This window comes from Nonomuraea corallina, from assembly GCF_027620315.1.
Taxonomy (GTDB): domain Bacteria; phylum Actinomycetota; class Actinomycetes; order Streptosporangiales; family Streptosporangiaceae; genus Nonomuraea; species Nonomuraea corallina.
On the sequence record NZ_JAPNNL010000024.1, the window covers coordinates 1 to 19,386 of the forward strand.

18 protein-coding genes and 1 pseudogene are annotated in these 19,386 nt (G+C 72.5%); 9 read left to right on the forward strand and 10 right to left on the reverse strand.

What is annotated here, in order from left to right; genetic code table 11:
- The 5 genes and pseudogenes from OUY22_RS08985 to OUY22_RS09005 form a co-directional block, all read right to left on the reverse strand.
- Window positions 1-379, reverse strand: a pseudogene (locus tag OUY22_RS08985) (quinone oxidoreductase family protein); the annotation flags it as partial.
- 2 nt (window positions 380-381) lie between these two features.
- Window positions 382-741 (reverse strand): hypothetical protein, encoded by a 360-nt coding sequence (locus OUY22_RS08990; RefSeq protein WP_270154364.1) that lies wholly within the window; start codon window positions 739-741, stop codon window positions 382-384.
- Entirely contained in the window at window positions 738-1,601 is an 864-nt protein-coding gene (locus OUY22_RS08995; RefSeq protein WP_270154365.1) for a DODA-type extradiol aromatic ring-opening family dioxygenase, read from the reverse strand. Before OUY22_RS08995 ends, OUY22_RS08990 begins: the two co-directional genes overlap by 4 nt.
- Window positions 1,594-2,400 carry a citryl-CoA lyase gene (locus OUY22_RS09000; RefSeq protein ID WP_270154366.1) on the reverse strand — a complete coding sequence of 269 codons (807 nt, stop codon included), beginning with the start codon at window positions 2,398-2,400 and terminating at the stop codon, window positions 1,594-1,596. Before OUY22_RS09000 ends, OUY22_RS08995 begins: the two co-directional genes overlap by 8 nt.
- Window positions 2,393-3,586, reverse strand: a complete 1,194-nt coding sequence (locus tag OUY22_RS09005; protein ID WP_270154367.1) for a CaiB/BaiF CoA transferase family protein — start codon at window positions 3,584-3,586, stop codon at window positions 2,393-2,395. The genes OUY22_RS09000 and OUY22_RS09005 overlap by 8 nt, the downstream gene beginning before the upstream one ends.
- A 178-nt stretch (window positions 3,587-3,764) precedes the next feature.
- Here OUY22_RS09005 and OUY22_RS09010 point away from each other — a divergent pair, with 178 nt between their 5' ends.
- Together OUY22_RS09010 and OUY22_RS09015 are read left to right on the forward strand one after the other, a co-directional pair.
- Window positions 3,765-5,201: an amidohydrolase family protein gene (locus tag OUY22_RS09010; protein ID WP_270154368.1), complete on the forward strand. Its 1,437-nt coding sequence runs from the start codon at window positions 3,765-3,767 to the stop codon at window positions 5,199-5,201.
- Window positions 5,202-5,264: 63 nt separating this feature from the next.
- Window positions 5,265-6,065 carry an IclR family transcriptional regulator domain-containing protein gene (locus OUY22_RS09015; RefSeq protein ID WP_270154369.1) on the forward strand — a complete coding sequence of 267 codons (801 nt, stop codon included), beginning with the start codon at window positions 5,265-5,267 and terminating at the stop codon, window positions 6,063-6,065.
- On the opposite strand, the gene OUY22_RS09020 is transcribed toward OUY22_RS09015, so the two are convergent.
- Window positions 6,052-7,008 (reverse strand): NAD-dependent epimerase/dehydratase family protein, encoded by a 957-nt coding sequence (locus tag OUY22_RS09020; RefSeq protein ID WP_270154370.1) that lies wholly within the window; start codon window positions 7,006-7,008, stop codon window positions 6,052-6,054. The genes OUY22_RS09015 and OUY22_RS09020 overlap by 14 nt on opposite strands.
- 59 nt (window positions 7,009-7,067) lie before the next feature.
- Between OUY22_RS09020 and OUY22_RS09025 the strand changes: the two genes are divergently transcribed.
- The 5 genes from OUY22_RS09025 (at window position 7,068) to OUY22_RS09045 (ending at window position 12,278) form a co-directional block, all read left to right on the forward strand.
- Window positions 7,068-7,613 carry a hypothetical protein gene (locus OUY22_RS09025; protein ID WP_270154371.1) on the forward strand — a complete coding sequence of 182 codons (546 nt, stop codon included), beginning with the start codon at window positions 7,068-7,070 and terminating at the stop codon, window positions 7,611-7,613.
- 48 nt (window positions 7,614-7,661) lie between these two features.
- A complete protein-coding gene (locus OUY22_RS09030) occupies window positions 7,662-7,817 on the forward strand; it encodes a hypothetical protein (RefSeq protein ID WP_270154372.1) in 156 nt (51 codons plus the stop codon).
- A 148-nt stretch (window positions 7,818-7,965) separates the two neighbouring features.
- Window positions 7,966-9,180 (forward strand): AI-2E family transporter, encoded by a 1,215-nt coding sequence (locus OUY22_RS09035; RefSeq protein WP_270154373.1) that lies wholly within the window; start codon window positions 7,966-7,968, stop codon window positions 9,178-9,180.
- Window positions 9,181-9,259: 79 nt separating this feature from the next.
- Window positions 9,260-10,915 (forward strand): PucR family transcriptional regulator, encoded by a 1,656-nt coding sequence (locus OUY22_RS09040; protein ID WP_270154374.1) that lies wholly within the window; start codon window positions 9,260-9,262, stop codon window positions 10,913-10,915.
- Between the two features lie 112 nt (window positions 10,916-11,027).
- Complete coding sequence (locus tag OUY22_RS09045; protein WP_270154375.1) at window positions 11,028-12,278, forward strand: NAD(P)/FAD-dependent oxidoreductase; 1,251 nt, start codon at window positions 11,028-11,030, stop codon at window positions 12,276-12,278.
- Window positions 12,279-12,331: 53 nt separating this feature from the next.
- On the opposite strand, the gene OUY22_RS09050 is transcribed toward OUY22_RS09045, so the two are convergent.
- The 4 genes from OUY22_RS09050 to OUY22_RS09065 form a co-directional block, all read right to left on the reverse strand.
- Window positions 12,332-12,592 carry a hypothetical protein gene (locus tag OUY22_RS09050; protein ID WP_270154376.1) on the reverse strand — a complete coding sequence of 87 codons (261 nt, stop codon included), beginning with the start codon at window positions 12,590-12,592 and terminating at the stop codon, window positions 12,332-12,334.
- A 283-nt stretch (window positions 12,593-12,875) separates the two neighbouring features.
- Entirely contained in the window at window positions 12,876-14,129 is a 1,254-nt protein-coding gene (locus OUY22_RS09055; RefSeq protein ID WP_270154377.1) for a peptidase C39 family protein, read from the reverse strand.
- Window positions 14,130-14,214: 85 nt separating this feature from the next.
- Entirely contained in the window at window positions 14,215-15,813 is a 1,599-nt protein-coding gene (locus OUY22_RS09060) for a serine/threonine-protein kinase (protein WP_270154378.1), read from the reverse strand.
- A gap of 125 nt (window positions 15,814-15,938) precedes the next feature.
- The gene (locus OUY22_RS09065; protein ID WP_270154379.1) at window positions 15,939-16,292 is read right to left on the reverse strand and encodes a DUF488 domain-containing protein; all 354 of its coding nucleotides are present in this window, start codon (window positions 16,290-16,292) and stop codon (window positions 15,939-15,941) included.
- A 127-nt stretch (window positions 16,293-16,419) separates the two neighbouring features.
- Between OUY22_RS09065 and pflB the strand changes: the two genes are divergently transcribed.
- Complete coding sequence (gene pflB, locus OUY22_RS09070) at window positions 16,420-18,657, forward strand: formate C-acetyltransferase (protein ID WP_270154380.1); 2,238 nt, start codon at window positions 16,420-16,422, stop codon at window positions 18,655-18,657.
- Complete coding sequence (gene pflA / locus OUY22_RS09075; protein WP_270154381.1) at window positions 18,657-19,382, forward strand: pyruvate formate-lyase-activating protein; 726 nt, start codon at window positions 18,657-18,659, stop codon at window positions 19,380-19,382. The genes pflB and pflA overlap by 1 nt, the downstream gene beginning before the upstream one ends.
- The last annotated feature ends 4 nt before the right edge of the window (window positions 19,383-19,386 follow it).

Consider the following 19,386-nt stretch of genomic DNA (forward strand, 5'->3'; position numbering starts at 1 on the left):
GGACGAGCGCCTGGTGGGCGGCCACGGCCGACAGCCCCAGCGCCGCCACCGCCACCGGGTCGGCGCCCGGCGGCAGTTCCACCAGCTCGCTCCCGGGCACCGCCGCCAGCTCCGCCATGCTGCCGTCGCCGGGCGCCATCCCGGCCTTGGTGGGGAACCAGACGGTCCGTCCGCCCGTGGTGCCCACGCCCTGGACGCCCGGCACGTACGGGGTGGGCGGGGTGCCGAAGTAGGACGTGCCGGTCGCGCAGAGCAGGTCGAGCGGGGTGATCGGGGCGGCGAGCACCTCCACGAGCACCTCACCGGGGCCGGGCGCCGGGGCCGGGCGCTCGGCCACCACCGGGGGCTCGCCGCAGGCGTGGATCTGGGCGGCGCGCATGGTCAGGTCGCGATGTCCGGGTAGGGCAGGCTCATGTGGGCCAGCTTACGGGCGTACTCCTTCTGGAACCCGAGAGGCTCGTAGTCGCGCTCGAACATGGCGATGAAGAGCGTGAGCGTGAGGAACGGGTGCGCGCCCAGCTCGAACAGCCGCACGTAGTCGTGCGAGGCCAGCGCCTCCCGTTCGACGTCGTCGAAGCGCAGCCAGGTGGACGCCTCGCCGCCGTGGCAGTTGAGCACCAGGTTGGCCCGGGTGGACTCCCACCACTCGACCGTGCCGCGCGGGTCCTCGCGGTAGCGCTCGACCAGCTCGGGGTCGCGGTCGACGGTGAACAGGAACTTGTTCAGCAAATACTTGCTCACGACCGGCCTCCGCGCGGGTACCAGGTGAAGTACGCCTCCATGGTGTGGAACAGGTCATAGGTGTCGACGTAGTCGGCCTTCCGGCCCTCGCCCGCCACGCCCATCATGAGCATGAAGTCCATGAACCCGTGGGTGGCGTTGCCCGGCGCGTGCAGGCTGTCGAGCGTGACCTCGGCCAGGCAGCCCTCGATGTCGCCGCTCGCGATCCACTCGACGGCCTTGGCGTCGAACTCCGGGTCCGGCCCGTGCGGCCCGAACTGGCGCGGCCCGCCCAGCTCCAGCGACAGGTGGCCGGTGCCGATGACGGCGACCCGCTGGTCCGACGGCCACGACTCGACGAGCTGCCGGATCGTCCGGCCCAGCTCGACGAACCGTTTCGGCCGGGGCAGCGGCGGCGCGAAGATGTTGGTGTAGACGGGCACGATCGGCAGGTCGTTCTGCGGGCGCAGGGTGATGATCGGGCAGGTGATGGAGTGGTCGATCCGCAGCTCGTTGGAGAAGGCCAGGTCGAAGCCCGCGTCGAGGCCCTCGCGCAGCACGTGGGAAGACAGGTCCTCCTGGCCGGTGAAGAGCATCCGGGGCAGTCCGAACTCGCGCTCCTCGTTGTACCAGTTCGCGTCGTAGTAGGGCGCCTTGCCGACCAGGAACTGCGGCATGTTGTCCAGCCAGAGCTGGTGGAAGTGGTCCGACCCGACCATCACCAGCACGTCGGGCCTGGCCCGGGTGAGGGTCTCGCGGAACGCCTCCACCTTGCGCACCCACTCGTCGGCGAACGGCGGCCGGTCCTCGCCGGTGGCCGTGCTGGCGCGGTAGTAGAACGGGTGGTGGGTGGACGCGATCACGGCGACGAGTTCAGCCATGCGTGCCTCCAGGGGGGTACGGGTCGGGGGCGACGGACCGGTTGTTGAGATCGACCGACAGGAAGACGTCGTTGGCCACCGGCCGGCGCAGCTCCTCGGCGAGCTGGCCGATCAGCCCGGCGGTCCTGGCGAGCAGGGCGAAGCCGCGCAGCAGTTCGAGCGGCAGCCCCAGGTCGGCCAGCGCCGCCCCGCAGGCGCCGGCCCCGTTCAGCGGCAGCGTCCTGCCCAGCACCTCGGGGTGGACGCGGCCGATCGCGGCGAACAGGGACAGGTGGGGCCCGTAGAGCCCTTCCTCGGCGGCGATCCGCAGCAGCCGGGGGGTGCGCGGGTCGCCGTCCTTGTGCACGTGGTGGCCCAGCCCGGGGATGAAGGCGCCCTGCTCGCGGCGGGCGCGCACGGTCTCCAGGGCGAGCGCGTCCCAGCCGGCGTCGTCCTCGGGCGGCGCGCCGGCCGACTCCAGCACGGCGTGCAGGAACCGGCCGCAGTCCTCGGTCACGCCGAGGAACCTGGAGCCGCCGCCGAGCAGGCCCGCCGCCAGCGCGCCCTGGACGGAGTCGGGCGCCGACAGGTAGGTGAGCCGGGTGACGATCGCCGTGGGCGTGAACCCGTGGTCGGCGAGCGCGGCGAGCACGGCCTCGAACACCCGCGTCTCGCCGGTCGTCGGCCTGCGCTGGGTGGCCAGCCAGAACGCCAGCTCGCCGAAGCCCACCTGCCCCATCACGTCCTCGGCGAGGTCGTGGCCGAGCAGGGTGATCTTGTCGGCCGTGGAGGCGCCGAGCGCCGTGGGGTACTCAGGCACGGTCGCCGTCCTCTCCGGCACGCCCGTCCGTCACGGTCCGGTCGTCCTTGCCGGCCAGCCAGGCGCGCAGCTCGGCGCCGTGCTCGTCCAGCTCGGGCGGCGGCAGCTCGTACGTGAGCGCGCTCTCGGAGAAGCGGATCGGGTGCCGCGTCGTCGGCACCGCCCGCTCGCCCTCGCCGACCGCCACGACGGGGTCGAGCCCGAACCGCTCGGCCATGGCGAACCCGCCGTCGACGGTGTTGATCGGCCCGCTCGGCACCCCGGCCTCCACCAGCAGGTCGAACCATTCCAGGGCGGTCTTCGTGCGCAGCCGGTCGACCAGGAGCGGCCGCAGTTCCTCGCGGTTGGCGGTGCGGCCCGCGTTGCGGGCGAAGCGCGGGTCGTCGGCCACCTCGGGGATGCCGAGCACTTCGCACAGCTTGCGGAACTGGCCGTCGTTCCCGGTCGCGACGATCAGCTCGGTGTCGGCGGCCGGCAGCGGCTCGTACGGGAACACGCTCGGATGCGCGTTGCCCATCCGGAACGGCACCACGTCGCCCGCCACGTAGGCGGAGCTCTGGTTGACCATCGCGGTCAGCGCCGACGACAGCAGGTTGATCTCGACGTGCTGGCCCTGGCCGGTGGCGTCCCGGTGGCGCAGGGCGGCGAGGATGCCGATGACGGCGTGGTTGCCGGCCATCACGTCGAACACGGAGATCCCGGCGCGGTAGGGCGGGCCGTCGGGGTCGCCGGTGAGGCTCATCAGGCCGGACATGGCCTGCACCATCAGGTCGTAGCCGGGCACCTTGGCGCCGGGGCCGGAGCCGAACCCGCTGATGGACGCGTACACGATGCCGGGGTTGGCGGCCCGCACGGCGTCGAAGCCGAGCCCGTACTTGCCCAGCCCGCCGGGCTTGAAGTTCTCGATCAGCACGTCGGCCCGCCGCGCCAGCTCCCTGGCCAGCCCGGCGTCCTCCTCGTCGCGCAGGTCCAGCGCGATCGACCGTTTCCCCCGGTTGACGCCCAGGTAGTAGGTGGACGTCTCACCGCGGGCGGGCGGCGTCCACGACCGGGTGTCGTCCCCTTGAGGCCCCTCGACCTTGACCACCTGGGCCCCGAGGTCGGCCAGGAGCATCGTGGCGTACGGGCCCGCCAGCACGCGGGAGAAGTCGGCCACCAGCACACCGGACAGAGGTCCTGCTGTCATACCGGCTCCGCCCTCCATATCCGTTGAACGGACATTTGTCCGTGACGCTCATTCTCACCATTGATCTGGACGAGCGTCAACCATTGACAGAGCGCTGGAGCCTCATCAGAGTGTCCTTAACCAGCAGGTGACCGTATGACGGACAGTCGTACGCTGATTCGGGGTGAGGGAGTCCACCATGACGGAATTCGAGACCGGACGCCCCGTGGTGCTGCGGGGCGGCACGGTGCTGCCGATGGACGACAGCCGGAGCGTGCTCCCCGGCGCCGACGTGCTCGTCGACGGCGACCGCATCGCCGCCGTCGGGCCGCGGCTCGCGGTGCCCGACGGCACGATCGAGATCGACGCCGCCGACGGCATCGTCATGCCCGGCATGATCGACACCCATCGGCACATGTGGCAGACCGCGATGCGCGGCTACGGCGCCGACTGGACGCTGACCCAGTACTTCGTCTGGTACTACCTGGAGCACGGCAAGCTGTTCCGCCCCGAGGACGTGCACGCCGGCAACACGCTGGCCGCCATCGAGGCGATCGACGCCGGCGTCACCACCGTCGTCGACTGGTCCCACGGGCTGCGGACCGTCGACCACGCCGACGCCGCCGTGGACGCGCTCCAGGCGGTGCCCGGCCGGTTCGTGCTCGCGTACGGCAACATCCAGGCCCCGCCCGCCGAGTGGACCGCCGCGCCGGAGTTCCGCGACTTCGTCACCCGGCGCATCACCGGCGACGACCTGCTCGGCTTCCAGCTCGCCTTCGACGTGCTCGGCGACCCGTCCTTCCCCGAGAAGCCCGCCTTCGAGGCGGCCCGCGACCTCGGCGTCTCAGTCACCACCCACGCCGGCGTGTGGGGCGCCACCAGCGACGAGGGCATCCGGCTCATGTACGAGCACGGCTTCATGACCCCCGGCACCGTCTACGTGCACGCCGCCACGCTGGAGGCCGACTCCTACCACCGCATCGCCGCCACCGGCGGCTCCATCTCGGTCTCCACCGAGAGCGAGCAGAGCGCCGGCCAGGGCTACCCGCCCACCTGGGCGATCCGCCTGCACGGCATCCCGGTCTCGCTCTCCATGGACACCAGCGTCTGGTGGAGCGGCGACCTGTTCTCCGCCATGCGCGCCACGCTCGGCGCCGACCGCTCCCGCGCCCACCTGGAGGCGCACGCCAAGGGTGAGACCGTCACCCACTGCGCGCTCCGCGCCGACCAGGTCGTGGAGTGGGCCACCAGGGGCGGCGCGCACGCGCTCGGCCGCGACGACCTCGGCAGCCTGGAGCCCGGCAAGAAGGCCGACCTGGTGCTGATCAAGAACGACCGGTCACCGGTGTCGTTCCCGCTGCTCAACCCGTACGGGCACGTCGCGTTCCAGGCGCAGCGCGGCGACGTGCACACGGTGATCGTCAACGGCCGGGTGGTCAAGCACGAGCACGAGCTGGTCGGCGTGGACCTGGCCGCCGCGCGCCGCCAGGTGGAGTCGACCGTCGAGTACCTGCGCTCCACCATGGGGGAGGAGACCTGGATCAAGGGCATGAACCCCGACATCCCGGAGACCAAGATCCTGGACAACCCGTACACGTACACCGACTACCGGAGCTCGGCCACGCGCGACCGCTGAGATCCTCTCCCCGAAGTCCTCCGCGTAAAGTCCTACCCGTGAGACCCACTGAGCGAGGCGTCGATGGCACGCGCTGACACCGGACCCGATTTCATCGAGGCGCTGGCCCGCGGCCTCGACGTGATCAAGGCGTTCCAGCCCGGCCGGCCCGTGATGACGCTGACCGAGGTGGCGACCGCGACCGGGCTGGCCAGGCCCACGGCCCGCCGCATCCTGCTGACGCTGACCGAGCTCGGCTACGCGCGGGCCGAGCGTGGCGGGTTCGCGCTCACGCCGCGCGTGCTGGAGCTCGGCGTCTCGTACGTCCGCTCGATGGGGCTCTGGGAGGTCGCCAGGCCCCATCTGGAGCGGCTGGTGGCCCAGACCCACGAGTCGTCGTCCATCGCGCAGCTCGACGGGTCCGACATCGTCTACGTGGCGCGGGTGGCGGTTCCCAAGATCGTCACCCTGTCGGTGCAGATCGGGACCCGGTTCCCGGCGCTGCAGACCTCGCTGGGCAAGGTGCTGCTGGCCGCGCTGCCGCCCGCCGAGGTGGAGCGGGTGCTGGCCGAGCCGAGCCGGTCGGGCATCACCCCGCGCCGGCAGCCCGGCCGCGAGGAGCGCGAGAGCGCGCTGCGCGCGGTCAGGGCCAAGGGCTGGGCGCTCACCGACGAGGAACTGGCGCCGGGCATCAGGTCGGTGGCCGCCCCGCTGCGCGACGGCCTGGGCAACGTGATCGCCGCCGTCAACGTCAACGCGCACGCCGCCGAGACCCCGCTGCGGAAGCTGACCGAGGAGCACCTGCCGCTGCTGCTGACGACCGCGGGCGCGATCAGCGCCGACTGGGCGCAGTACGCCGCCGTGCCGCAGGTCACCGCGTCTTGATGACGCCCTTCCCGACCAGCCACTCGACCGACTCGCGGATCGCCTCGAAGGGCGTGAACCGCGGCCGGAACCCGAGCAGCCGCTCGGCCTTCTCCATGTCGCAGTGGGGGCTGTGCAGGATGTGGTCCCAGGTGACCTCGGCGTCCTCGGGCGAGACGGTCTCCTTCCACCGCTCCCACGGCAGGAACGACAGCCGCGCCTCCTGGCCGAACCAGCCCGCCGCCGTCTCGGCGTAGCCGCGCAGCGTGACCGCCGAGTCCGCGACGCAGTGGAACGCCTCGCCGACCGCCACCGACCGGTTGGCCAGCGCGGCCATGAACAGCCGGGCCACGTCGTCGGCGTGGACGTGCTGGACGGTCTCCAGGCCCAGGTTGGGCAGCGCCAGCTCGCCGCCGTCGGCGAGGGTCTGGAACGCGGCGGGGTTGACGTTGCCCTGCGGAGTCACCGGCACCCAGCCGGGGCCGACGATGTGGCCGGGGTGGATCAGCGTGGCGGGGAAGCCGTCACGCTGCGCGCGGTCGAGCAGGTAGGACTCGATCGCGGCCTTCTTGACGCCGTAGCCGCCGAACGGGCGGCGCGGCGCGTCCTCCCTGGTGGGCACCTGGACGCTGGGACCGTGGACCCAGATCGTGCCGCAGTGGAGGAAGTGGCGGACCTTGCCCGCGAGCGCGTCGGCCAGCTGCCGGGCGCTGGACTCCTCGAAGCAGATGAGGTCGATGACCGCGTCGGGCTCCAGCAGCGCGATGCGGTCGCCGAACGTGCCGGCCGCCTCTTCCGCGTCGCGGTCGGCGGTCACCGTGGTGACCCGCTGCCAGGCGCCGTGCGGGGTGTAGGGCCGGCGCGCGCCTCGGCTCACCGCGACCACGTCGTGGCCGGCCTCGACGAGCCGGGGAATCAGATAGGTGCCGATGTGTCCGCTGCCGCCGATCACCACTACGCGCATGGTTCAAGCTTAGGGGGCCGTCCGGTTTGCAGGTAGCCGCCCGGGGCAGCCGCCGGAGCATGGCCGACAGCAGCAGCCGCCGCGACGCCGCCGCCCGGCTGGCGCGCGCGCAAGGAGTGTTCACCGTGGCGACCGGGCTCTGGCCCTCGGTCTCCATGTCCAGCTACGAGAAGGTGTACGGGACCAAGACCGACCGCTTCCTGGTCCGCGCGATCGGGAGTCTGCTCGTCGGGTTCGGGCTCAACCAGCTACGGGCCGCCGCCCACCCGGAAGGGGTGCCGTACGCCAAGCGCATCGGCACCTCGGTGGCCCTGACCCAGCTCCGCCTGGACGTGGTCAACGTCCTGGCCGGCCGGGTGCCCGCCACGTGCCTGATCGACGCCGCGGCCCAGGCCGGCTGGCTGTACGCGTGGCGGCGCGTCTCCGAGCCGTCCGCCACCACGGTCGCCGGCGTGAAGTTCGCCAAGGGGACCGGCGTGGCGCTGGCCGGCACGGCCTTGGGCGCCTGCGCGGCGCTGGCCGGCGAGGCGATGGCCCGGCGGATCAGGAACGCCCGCACGGAGGCGCGGGAGGAGCGGGCACAGGCGCCGTTCCAGCCCGTTTGAGGCGCCCTGACCTGGTCAGGGGGATGTGGGGCGAGATGAGGGGGAACCATGAGTGAGCAGCCAGGATTCGAGTCCGGACGCGACATCGGCGCGGCGCAGGAGGTCGTGCCCCGTCCGCCCGGCGCCACTCCCGGGATCGAGGACAGCATCGACGAGCACGAGCTGCGCCGGCTCACCGAGCTGAACCCGGACGACTTCGAGTGACGGCGCGGACACGGCCGGCGGGGACGCCCTCGCCGGCTGTTTCTTGCCATGCTGCCTGCGAGGACGGACGATCACGGATGCTGCCAGGTGTGAAAGCCGTATAAAACGGCATGTGCCTGGCAGTTCACAGGCACCTCAGGAGGCTGGCATGGCGACGACGGAGAAGAAGGAGCCCGCTCCGGCGGCGACGATCCAGGTGCTGTTATCGCCGGGGAACGTCTGGCGCGCCGGGCTCGTCGTCATCGCCGTCCTGGCGCTGGCGATGTTCCTGCGGTTCGTGCTGATCGACGCGGGGTCGTTCCTCTTCCTCGTCGTGCTGGCCTGGTTCCTGTCGCTGGCCATGGAGCCGGCGGTGAGCAGGCTCGCGCGGCACATGCGGCGCGGCGCCGCGGCCGGACTGGTGATGGCCGGGCTCGCGCTGGCCGGCGCGATCTTCCTGGTGCTGTTCGGCCAGCTCTTCGTGGAGCAGGTGGCGCTGCTGGTCAGAGGCCTGCCCGAGGTGCTCACCGCGGCGACCGAGTGGATCAACGCGCGCTTCGGGACGAACTACAACGTCTCCGACATTCTCGCGTCGATCAAACTGACGCCGCAGCAGGCCGCCGGGTACGCCCAGGGGGTGCTGGCGGGGGTCCTCGGCGTGCTGGGCACCGTGGCCGGAGCGGTGTTCAACGCCTTCACGCTCATGCTGCTGACCTTCTACCTGTCGGCCGACGGGCCGCGCGCCCGGCAGTGGCTGGCCCGGCAGCTTCCCGGCCGCACCCAGCAGATCTTCGTCAGCGTGTGGGACATCTCGCTGACCAAGACCGGCGGTTACGTGGCGGCCCGGCTGATCCTCTCCCTGATCAACGGCATCACCTCGACGATCGTCTTCCTGCTGCTCGGCATGCCGTCGTGGCTCGCGCTGGGCGTGTGGACCGGGGTGGTGGCCCAGTTCGTGCCGACCATCGGCACGTACATCGCGATCGCGCTGCCCGTCGTGGTCGGGCTGGTCTCCGACCGGCCGTGGATCGGGCTGGCCGCGCTGGCGTGGGGCATCCTCTACCAGCAGGTGGAGAACCTCACCCTGGAGCCCAGGATCAGCGGGTGGGGGGTCGACGTCCATCCCGGGGTCTCGTTCTCGGCCGCGATCATGGGCGCGCTCCTGTTCGGCCTGACCGGGGCACTGCTGGCGATCCCGACGGTGGCGATGCTCCTGTCGCTGCTGGAGACGTTCGGCACCCGCCACAAGCTCGAACCCCGGGTGACGCCCGCCGACGCCGAGGAACCGGCCGCCGACGCCGAGAAACGGGCCGCCGACGCCGAGAAACGGGCCGCCGACGCCGAGAAACGGGCCGGGAAGCCGCCCGCCGAGAAGGGGAGCTGACCGCTCGTCGCGCCCCGTGCACAGGCTGTGGACGGGCCGGGGTGGTCGCCGCCGGCCCGGCGGGTACGCTTCGGCGGAGATGCTGAAGCTCGATCGGTTGGTGAACGTTCTCGGGGGGTACGGGGCGCGGCTGGCGTGCGCCCCGGCCTCCAGGGACGTGCCGCTGCGCAGCGTGGTGGTGCACGACCCCACCGACCCGCGGGCCGCCACCGGGGACGTGTTCCTGGCCGTCGGGGTCGGGTCCGCGGGCGAGGCGGTCCGGCTGGGGACGGCCGCGCGGGCGGTCGTGGTACTGGTGCGCGACGAGGCCGCCGACAAGGCCGCCGACAAGGCCGGTGACAAGGCCGCCGACAAGCCCGCCGACAAGCCCGCCGACAAGGCCGGTGACGAGGCCGGTGACGAGGCCGGTGACGAGGCCGGTGACGAGGCCGGTGACGAGGCCGGTGACGACGCCGCCGGGGTGGGCCGCGCCGCCGGGATCGCGGTGCTGCTGGTCGACCCCGCCGTCTCCTGGAGCCAACTGCTCGGGATCGTGTACGGCCTGGTGCTCGAAGGGCGTGAGACGGAGGCGGGGCGCGGCCCGACCGACCTGTTCGCGTTCGCCGACACGCTCGCCGGAGAGCTGGGCTGCCCGGTCACCGTGGAGGACCAGATGTCGCGGGTGCTGGCCTACTCCGGCTCCCAGCAGACCGCCGACCCCGTACGGCTGGAGACCATCCTCGGCCGCCGGGTGCCCGAGGCGATGCGCGGGCTGCTGGCCCGTCAGGGCGTCTTCGCCCACCTGGCCGTCTCCGACGAGCCGCTGTTCGTGGCGCCGTCGCCGGACCACGGGCTGCGCGGTCGCATGGTGGTGGCCGTGCGCGCCGGGCGCGAGCTGCTCGGGTCCATCTGGGTGGAGTGCCAGAGCCCGCTGGCCGGGCGGCAGCGCGAGACGCTGGCCGACGGGGCCCGCGCCGTGGCGCTCCATCTGCTGCGCTCCCGGGTGAGCGCCGACCTGGAGCGGCAGGTGGAGTCCGACCTGGTGATCCAGCTCCTGGAGGGCACCGCCGACGCCCCGGCGCTGATCAGCAGGCTCGGCCTGCCCGGCGGCCAGTTCCGGGTGATCGCGCTGCAGGCGCACGTAGGCGAGGAGCGGAACGCGGCCTTGCTCACGGCCTTCGAGCGGGTGACCACCGGCTTCGGCTGGTCGCGGCCGGGCCGCAGCGCGCTGTTCGGCAACACGCTCTATACGGTGCTGCCCTGCGGCAATGACGCCACCCCGGCCCGCGACTGGGTGCGCGCGACCGTGTCCGCGCTGCCTCCCGGCGTCACGGCGCCCGCCGGGGTGGGCGGGCCGGCCGAGCCGGCCCAGCTCCCCGCGAGCAGGCAGGAGGCGGACGAGAGTCTCGCCCTGCGCGCGGCCGGTCCCGGCCGGCCGGTGGTGTACGACGAGTCGTGGGACCGGATCCTGCTCCAGCGGCTGCGCGCCGCCGCCTCGGCGGGCCGGGTCCCGGCCCGCGGCCCGGTCGCCGACCTGAGCCGCCACGACGCCGAGTACGGCACCCGCTACGTGGAGACCCTGCGGGCCTGGCTGGACGCGCAGGGCGACCTCGCGTCCGTGGCCGCCCGGCTCGGCGTGCACCCGAACACGGTGCGCTACCGGCTGCGCAAGATGACCGCGCTCACCCCGCTGGAGCTGGACCGGCCGGAGAAGCGGCTGGCCATGATCATCGCGCTCGCCGCCCACCAGGAGTGACACCTTTGTCCCGGGCGGACAAACAGATACGAATGGGTTGTTCTACCAGTACAGCGCCTTTTGCCTTCTCACCGGCCATCCTTCCTCACAACCGAGGAAGGAGACGGCAGTCATGGGTATCGACGGTGGGCCGCGTACGGCAGTGGTGATCGGCGCCGGTGTGGTGGGCCTGTCCACCGCCTGGTTCCTGCAGGAGCGCGGCGTGGAGGTGACCGTGGTCGACCGCGACGGGGTCGCCGCGGGCGCGTCCTGGGGCAACGCGGGCTGGCTGTCCCCGGGGCTGGCCATCCCGCTCAACGAGCCCGGCGTGCTCCGCTACGGGCTGCGCTCGCTGCTCGACAAGGACGCCCCGCTGCACGTCCCGGCCACCCCGGACGTCGGGCTCTGGTCGTTCCTGACCCGGTTCGCGCTGCACTGCAACTGGCGTTCGTGGGGCCGCGCCGTGCAGGCCAACCTCCCGTTCAACGAGGAGTGCCTGGAAGCCTTCGACGTGCTCACCGGCAACGGCGTCGAGGCCCCGACCATCGAGGCGCCGATCATGGCCGCGTTCGGGACGCCGAAGCAGGCGGTCGCCCTGCTGCACGAGCTGCGCCGCATCAACGACTCCGGGCTGGAGATCCGTTACGCCGCGTTCGAGGGCGACGAGCTGCGCGCGCAGATGCCGCAGCTCTCGGCGAACGCCACCGCGGGCGTCCGGCTCGACGGCCAGCGCTACATCGACCCCGGCGCGTTCACGCACGCCCTGGCCGCCGCCGTCACCGCGCGCGGCGCCGAGATCCGGTCCGGCTTCCGGGTCACCGGCGTGACGACGGAGGCCGGCGGGCTCGTGGTCCGCTCCGGCGGCGGCGACGCCGTCAAGGCCGACGCCGTGGTGCTCGCCACCGGCGCCTGGCTGAACCAGCTCGGCAAGGACTGGGGCGTGCGGACACCCGTCAAGGCCGGGCGCGGCTACTCGTTCACGGTGCCGACCGACGAGCCGGTGCCGAGCCCTCTCTACCTGCCGGCCGTGCGCGTCGCCTGCACCCCGTACCAGGGCAAGCTGCGGGTGGCGGGCACGATGGAGTTCCGCGACCCGGACGCCCCGCTGTTCGAGCGGCGGGTCGAGGCGATCATCAGGTCGGCCCGGCCGCTGATGACCGGCGTCCACTGGGAGGAGCGCACCGACACGTGGGTGGGCCCGCGTCCCGTCACCCCTGACGGCAAGCCGCTGGTCGGCCGGACGAACGTGCCGGGCGTCTACGTGGCGGGCGGGCACGGCATGTGGGGCGTCACGCACGGCCCCGCCACCGGCCGCATGCTCGCCGAGCAGATCACCACGGGCAAGACCTCCACGATCCTGCGCGCGTTCGACCCGATCCGCTGAGACGACGAGACGGGCCACCGCCATGGTGAGGCGGTGGCCCGTCGAGCGTCGGATCAGATGCCGATGGCCTGGTTCCTCAGCCGGTAACCGTTCGGGCAGTCGAGCACGTTGCGGCGCCCGTTGAACTCCTCGGTGACCTCCACGGTCCTGTCGCCGTTCTCGCAGCGGATCCAGTGGCGGTAGTCGTCCCGGTAGCGGCAGCTGGCCAGCGAGGCGGAGCCGTTGTTGATCGTGCGGAGCGAGCACTCGAACCGCTCGGTCGGAGCGGCGGCGCTGGCGCTGCCGCCCATGGCCATGAGGCCGGTCGCGAGCATGGCAGGAACAGCAAGCGAAATGAGGGTCCGCTTGAGCATGAAAACCTCCTGAACGAGGCGACACCGATCGGCATCGCACCTTTCGTGACGGCGCGTTCACGCCGCGTTGCCATGCTGGTCTCCTGAGCGCGCACGATGAGGGAATGGCGGGGCTGAAGAAGGTAAAATTTCGAGCAGCTACGGGCCCTTTCACCGTCATAACCCCGGAAACCCCGTTTAACGGGAAGACGCTGCGAACCCAGCCCGAATCCCATGATTCACCCGCTGCTAAGGACCGCCTCTCTCACCAGTTGGCGGGCATCCCCGGCGTGGTGGCCGGCAGGTCGTGGCCCGGCGGGTGGATGACGTAGACGACGCCCCCGCTGCTGGAGCTGCGCAGCCAGACGTTCTCGAAGGCGGCCCGGTCGTAGACCCGGCGGACGGCGGCGTTGGTGGGCGAGGCCGGGTCGTTGGCGATGACGTCACCGTCGGCGGTGAAGCCGACGACCACCATGATGTGGCCGTTCGTGCCGTACCCGGCGCCGGGCAGCTCGTTCTTCTTGAACGACTGCGAGGTGATCACCGGAATGCCCGCGCTGATCAGCCGCTCCAGCTCGGTGAGCGTGCGCAGGCGGGTGACGAAGCCGTCCAGGCCGTAGCGGCCCGCGTAGGCGGTGTTGAACGGCCAGTTGCCCGCCCCCTCGTAGGCGTGGTCGTAGGTGTGGCGGGCGGCGTGGTCCACCTCGGGGTTGGGATCGGACGGATCCACCCAGGAGGTCTCCTCCGCGCTCGGCAAGCGGCCCCAGTAGCCCAGCACCATGGTGGTCGAGGTGGGGCTGCACCAGGCCTGCCCGCCGCCGTCCCACTCGGGGTAGTGGCCGGAGTGGATGCTCTGCGACCGGCGCGGCACCGCCAGTTCGGTGCCCCACGCGCCGCCGCCGGGGCTCACCGGCACGGTCTTGCGCTCCGGCACGTTCGAGGCCATCGCGCCGAGCGTGCGCACCCGCGGCGCCACCGATGAGCCGGGCGCCCGGTAGAGGGTGACGCGCAGCTGGTAGGCGGAGATCTGCCGGCCCTCGGCCGCCACCAGCGTGTCGACGGCCACCCGGGCGTCGTCGTCGCCCTGGCCGGCGACCGACGTGCGCCTGATGTCGTCCTCGCCGTAGGCCCAGCGGCCGAGCACGTACCACGTCGTCAGCCCCGAGACGTTGCGGGCCCGCGCCTCGATCTGCACCCAGCTGCCCGCCGGGACGTCCGCCGTCCAGGACGCGATCAGCTCGGTGGCGGTGAACTCCAGCGGCCGCTCGGGGCCGGTCCAGCGGGCGTACTCCCAGGTCCTGGTGCCGAGCGCGTCGGTGTAGGAGGTGGTGCCCGCGGCCTCGGCGAACGCGAGCCCGTCGCCCGCGGCGGTGCCCTCCGGCGTACCGGCCGCGAAGTCGGCCCGGTCGAACACCACGTCGGCGGCGTCCGCACCGGGCTTCTTCGGAACGGCCTCAGCCGGCGCCGTGAGGGCGGTCGCCAGCAGGACGGTGGAGAGGAACGCGGTCAGCGTGCGCATGGACCCACCTTCGTCGGACGCGGCCTGGTCCGCCGACAGTAGGCGCGCCTCGCCGGTCGCGCATCGGCGAATCTACGTACGCCGGCTACTTGTCCTTGCCCTTGGCCTGGCCGCGCGGCTCGGACTTGCCGAGGTGCCCGGTGCGGCCCCGCCCGTCACCGTCGGCGGACCACCTGGTGCTGTCGGAAGACTGCCCGATGCCGTCGGCGGACCGCCGGGGGGAGGCGGACGGGCTGGCGGAGACGGACGGGCGGGACGCTCCGGTCGGGTCGGGGGAGCCGGTCGGACGGGCCGAGGTGGTCGGACGGGACGAAAGGGTCGGACGGGCCGAGGCGGTGGGACGGGCCGAGCCGGTCGGGCGGGCGCTGGAGTGGGTCTTCACCCGGCGTTCGGTGCGGGCGCGCTCCTCCCGGGCGGCTCCGCCACTCGGGCGCGAGGAGGGCTCGGCCCGCGGCGCCTCGGCGAGGGCGTCGGTGGTCGGCTGCGGCATCGGGCCGGCGTGCCACCGCGACGGCGACGACTGCAGGGAGACGGCGGTGACGACGGTGGCGATCAGCACCGCCCCCGTGACGGCCGCCACGCACCGGGCGGAAACCGGCCACGGTCTCCCCATCATCCGCCCGGCCTCCCGCGACGGGGTGGAGGCCGGTTGCGGGGTGCCGGCCGTCTGGTCGGCGGTCAGGGGTGGGGCCGGTCGCAGGTCGGGCCTCGACCGGCCGGCATTCCTGCGTCGGGTGGAGAGCGGTTGCGGGGAGGGCCCCGGACCAGGGGAGACCGGGCCGGGCTGGTGTCTCGGTCGGGCCTGGGCCTGGTGCAGCGGTTCCCGTGCCGGGATCGGGCCGGGGTGGCGGCTCGATCCGGTCCGGGCCTGGTGCAGCAGTTCGCGTACCCGGTCCAGGCCGGGGCGCTGGGCGGGGTCCTTGGTCAGCATGGCCGCCAGGGCCGGCGCCAGTCCGCCGGCCCGCTCGAAGGGCGCGGGGTCGCGGGTGAGCACGGCGTGCAGGGTGTCGAGCCGGCTGCCGCCCTGAGGGAACGGCGCCCGCCCCTCCACAGCGGTGTACAGGGTCGCGCCCAGGGACCACACGTCGGACAGCTCGGTGGCCCGCCCGCCCGCCGCCCGCTCGGGCGCGACGTAGGCGGGCGTGCCCATCACCACGCCCAGCTGGGTGAGCGCGGCGCCGTCGTCGTGCGCGTCGTCGAGCGCGATGGCCAGCCCGAAGTCGGTGAGCACGGCGTGGCCGTCGGCGGTGAGCAGGATGTTGGCCGGCTTGACGTCGCGGTGGAGCACCCCGGCGGCGTGCGCGGCGCGCAGCGCGGCCAGCACGTCCAGCCCGATCCCGGCGACGACCGGCGCCGCCAGCGCGCCCCGGTCGTAGATCTCCCCGGACAGGCTGTGGGACCGGACGAGCTGCATGACGATCCACGGCCGCCCGTCGGCCAGCACCACGTCGTGGACGGTGGCGATGTTGGGGTGGTGCAGCCGGGCGGCGATGCGGGCCTCGCGCATGGCGCGCTGGATCAGCACCTCGCGGTGCTCCGGCGGCGCGTAGGGCACGGTCAGCTCCTTGACGGCGACCTCGCGGTCGAGCAGCTCGTCGTAGGCTTCCCAGACCGTGCCCATGCCGCCCCGGCCGAGCTCGGACCGTAGGCGGTAGCGTCCGCTGAGTAAGGGTGGCTCGCGCATGGCAGCAGCCTGACGCGACCGCCCTTCCTTCACAACGCGCTTTCCGCACTCTGTTTGGATATCGTTGTCATGTCCGCTGCGGCCTCGCGGCCGGACGACCACCTGCCCGGGTTCGGCCTGATCGGCTAACCGGCTCGCTCCAGCAGATAGTCGCGGAGCACCACGGCCTGGTTGTGCTCGGTGTCCTTCGCCGAGTAGAGCAGGATCACCGGCCCTTCTGCGGCGGCGTCGAGCAGCGGGCGCAGCGCCTCCCGCCCGGCGTCGAGCTCGGCCCGGTAGCGGTCGGCGAACTCGGCGAACCGCTCGGGCCGGTGCCCGAACCACTGGCGCAGTTCCGTCGACGGGGCGGCGTCCCGCAGCCAGCCGTCGAGCCGCAGATCGTCCTTGCGCACGCCGCGCGGCCACATCCGGTCGACCAGGAAGACCGCGCCCTCGGCCGGCCGGTGGTCGTAGACGCGCTGGATGGTGATGGGTCCCACGTCTGTCCGTCTACCCAGAAGGTGACGTTGGTCCCATGACCCGGTGACCTACGCCGCCGGATCGCGGCCGCCGATCGGCGTTGCATGGAATGAAGGACGGAAGACAGGGGGCTGTCAGATGACCACCATGGCGACGGAACTGGCCGCATGGCGGGCCTTTCGGGGGGCGGACTGGCGGTCCGCGGTGGACGTCCGCGCGTTCATCCAGGACAACTACACGCCGTACGAGGGAGACGCCGGCTTCCTGGCCGGGCCGACCGAGCGCACGCGCGCCGTGTGGGGCGCGGTGTCGTCGCTGTTCCCCGAGGAGCGCCGGCGCGGCATCCTCGACGTGGACGCCTGCACCCCGTCGTCCATCACCGCGCACCCGCCCGGCTACATCGACCGCGACCGCGAGCTGATCGTCGGTCTGCAGACCGACGCGCCGCTCAGGCGGGCCATCATGCCGAACGGCGGTCTGCGCATGGTCGAGAACGGCCTGGCCGCCTACGGCTACAAGCTGGACCCGCTGGTCAAGGAGATCTTCACCAAGTACCGCAAGACGCACAACGACGGTGTGTTCGACGCGTACACCCCGGAGATCCGCGCGGCCCGCCGGTCCGGCGTGATCACCGGCCTGCCGGACGCGTACGGGCGCGGCCGCATCATCGGCGACTACCGCCGCGTCGCGCTGTACGGCGTGAACCGGCTGATCGCCGCCAAGCGGGACGAACTGCACACCCTGGACGCCGTCCCGTCCACCGCGGACGTGATCCGCGACCGGGAGGAGCTGTCCGAGCAGATCAAGGCGCTGGGCGAGCTGAAGGAGATGGCCGCCGGCTACGGCCACGACGTCTCCCGACCGGCCGCGACCGCCCGCGAGGCGATCCAGTGGCTGTACTTCGGCTACCTGGCCGCGATCAAGGAGCAGAACGGCGCCGCCATGTCGCTCGGCCGCACCGCCACGTTCCTCGACGTCTACCTGGAGCGCGACCTGGCCGAGGGCCGCATCTCCGAGGAGGAGGCGCAGGAGCTGGTCGACGACTTCGTGATCAAACTGCGGATCGTGCGCTTCCTGCGCACCCCCGAGTACGACCAGCTGTTCTCCGGCGACCCCACCTGGGTCACCGAGTCGATCGGCGGCATGGGCGAGGACGGCCGCACCCTGGTCACCCGTACCAGCTACCGCTACCTGCAGACGCTGCGCAACCTCGGCCCGGCGCCGGAGCCGAACCTGACCGTGCTCTGGTCGCCGCGGCTGCCCGCGCCGTTCAAGCGGTTCTGCGCCGAGCTGTCCATCGAGACCAGCTCCCTGCAGTACGAGAGCGACGAGCTGATGCGGCCCCGCTTCGGCGACGACACGGCCATCGCCTGCTGCGTGTCGGCCGCCCCGGTGGGCAAGCAGATGCAGTTCTTCGGCGCCCGGGTCAACCTGGCCAAGACCCTGCTCTACGCGATCAACGGCGGCCGGGACGAGATGACCGGCGCCCAGGTCGGCCCCGCGCACCCGCCCCTCACCGGCGAGTACCTGGACTACGAGGAGGTGGCCGCCGCCTACGACCGGATGCTCGACTGGCTGGCCGCCACGTACGTGGACGCGCTCAACGTCATCCACTACATGCACGACAAGTACGCCTACGAGCGGGTCGAGATGGCCCTGCACGACTACCCGGTCAAGCGCACGCTGGCCTGCGGCATCGCCGGCCTGTCGGTGGCCGCCGACAGCCTCTCGGCGATCAGGCACGCGCGGGTCAAGGTGATCCGCGACAAGACCGGGCTCGCCGTCGACTACGAGGTGGAAGGCGACTACCCCGCCTACGGCAACAACGACGAGCGCGCCGACGCCCTCGCCGTCGAGCTGGTGCGCTCGTTCATGGCCAAGGTACGCCGCCACCCCGCCTACCGCGACGCCGAACACACGCAGTCGGTGCTCACCATCACCTCCAACGTGGTGTACGGCAAGCACACCGGCAACACGCCGGACGGCCGCCGGTCCGGCGAGCCGTTCGCCCCCGGCGCCAACCCGATGAACGGCCGCGACCGGCACGGCATGGTCGCCGCCGCGCTGTCGGTGGCCAAGCTGCCGTTCGAGCACGCGCAGGACGGGATCTCGCTGACCAACACCGTCACCCCCGGCGGTCTCGGGCGCACCCCGCAGGAGCGGGTGACCAACCTGGTCGGCGTGCTCGACGGCTACTTCGACGCCGACGGCTTCCACATGAACGTCAACGTCCTCGACCGGGCCGTGCTGCTGGACGCGATGGAGCACCCCGAGCGCTACCCGCAGCTCACCATCCGGGTCTCCGGGTACGCGGTCAACTTCGTCCGCCTGACGCCGGAGCAGCAGCGTGACGTCGTCGGCCGTACCTTCCACGGGTCCCTCTGATGGACGGCACGATCAGCTCCTGGGACCTGTCCACCGGCGTGGACGGTCCCGGGACCCGGTTCGTGGTGTTCACCTGCGGCTGCCCGCTGCGCTGCCTCTACTGCCAGAACCCGGAGACGTGGCGGATGCGCGACGGGCGCAGGGTGACCGCTGACGAGGTCATGGCCGAGATCGCCAAGTACCGGCGGTTCATCGAGGTCGCGGGCGGCGGGGTCACCATCAGCGGCGGCGAGCCGCTGCTGCAGCCCCGCTTCACCGGTGAACTGCTGGCCCGCTGCCACGAGGCCGGCCTGCACACCGCGCTCGACACCTCCGGCCTGCTCGGCCATCGCGCCGACGACGCCCTGCTGGCCGATACCGACCTGGTGCTGCTGGACATCAAGTCGTCGCTGCCGGCCACGTACCGGAAGGTGACCGGCGGGCCGCTGGAGCCCACGCTGCGCTTCGCGCGCAGGCTCGCCGACCTGGGCCGGCCGGTGTGGGTGCGGTTCGTGCTGGTGCCGGGGCTCACCGACGCGCCGGAGAACGTGGACGGACTGGCCCGGTTCGTGGCCGGGCTCGGCAACGTGGAGCGGGTGGACGTGCTGCCGTTCCACCGCATGGCCACGGAGAAGTATCAGCGGCTCGGCCTGGACTTCCCGCTCGCGCGGACGCCCGCGCCCGGCCCCGAGCTGCTGGACCGGGTGCACGGACAGTTCCGCGAGCACGGGCTCGTGAGCGTGTGACCAG

Bases quoted from the DNA above. Each gene is read 5' to 3' on its own strand.
- OUY22_RS09025 (WP_270154371.1), top strand. From the start codon at position 7,068: ATGGCCGACAGCAGCAGCCGCCGCGACGCCGCCGCCCGGCTGGCGCGC.
- OUY22_RS09060 (WP_270154378.1), bottom strand. From the start codon at position 15,813: ATGCGCGAGCCACCCTTACTCAGCGGACGCTACCGCCTACGGTCCGAG.
- pflA (WP_270154381.1), top strand. From the start codon at position 18,657: ATGGACGGCACGATCAGCTCCTGGGACCTGTCCACCGGCGTGGACGGT.
- OUY22_RS09030 (WP_270154372.1), top strand. From the start codon at position 7,662: ATGAGTGAGCAGCCAGGATTCGAGTCCGGACGCGACATCGGCGCGGCG.
- OUY22_RS09020 (WP_270154370.1), bottom strand. From the start codon at position 7,008: ATGCGCGTAGTGGTGATCGGCGGCAGCGGACACATCGGCACCTATCTG.
- OUY22_RS09050 (WP_270154376.1), bottom strand. From the start codon at position 12,592: ATGCTCGCGACCGGCCTCATGGCCATGGGCGGCAGCGCCAGCGCCGCC.
- pflB (WP_270154380.1), top strand. From the start codon at position 16,420: ATGGCGACGGAACTGGCCGCATGGCGGGCCTTTCGGGGGGCGGACTGG.
- OUY22_RS09045 (WP_270154375.1), top strand. From the start codon at position 11,028: ATGGGTATCGACGGTGGGCCGCGTACGGCAGTGGTGATCGGCGCCGGT.
- OUY22_RS09035 (WP_270154373.1), top strand. From the start codon at position 7,966: ATGGCGACGACGGAGAAGAAGGAGCCCGCTCCGGCGGCGACGATCCAG.
- OUY22_RS08995 (WP_270154365.1), bottom strand. From the start codon at position 1,601: ATGGCTGAACTCGTCGCCGTGATCGCGTCCACCCACCACCCGTTCTAC.
- OUY22_RS09040 (WP_270154374.1), top strand. From the start codon at position 9,260: ATGCTGAAGCTCGATCGGTTGGTGAACGTTCTCGGGGGGTACGGGGCG.
- OUY22_RS09055 (WP_270154377.1), bottom strand. From the start codon at position 14,129: ATGCGCACGCTGACCGCGTTCCTCTCCACCGTCCTGCTGGCGACCGCC.
- OUY22_RS09015 (WP_270154369.1), top strand. From the start codon at position 5,265: ATGGCACGCGCTGACACCGGACCCGATTTCATCGAGGCGCTGGCCCGC.
- OUY22_RS09010 (WP_270154368.1), top strand. From the start codon at position 3,765: ATGACGGAATTCGAGACCGGACGCCCCGTGGTGCTGCGGGGCGGCACG.
- OUY22_RS09005 (WP_270154367.1), bottom strand. From the start codon at position 3,586: ATGACAGCAGGACCTCTGTCCGGTGTGCTGGTGGCCGACTTCTCCCGC.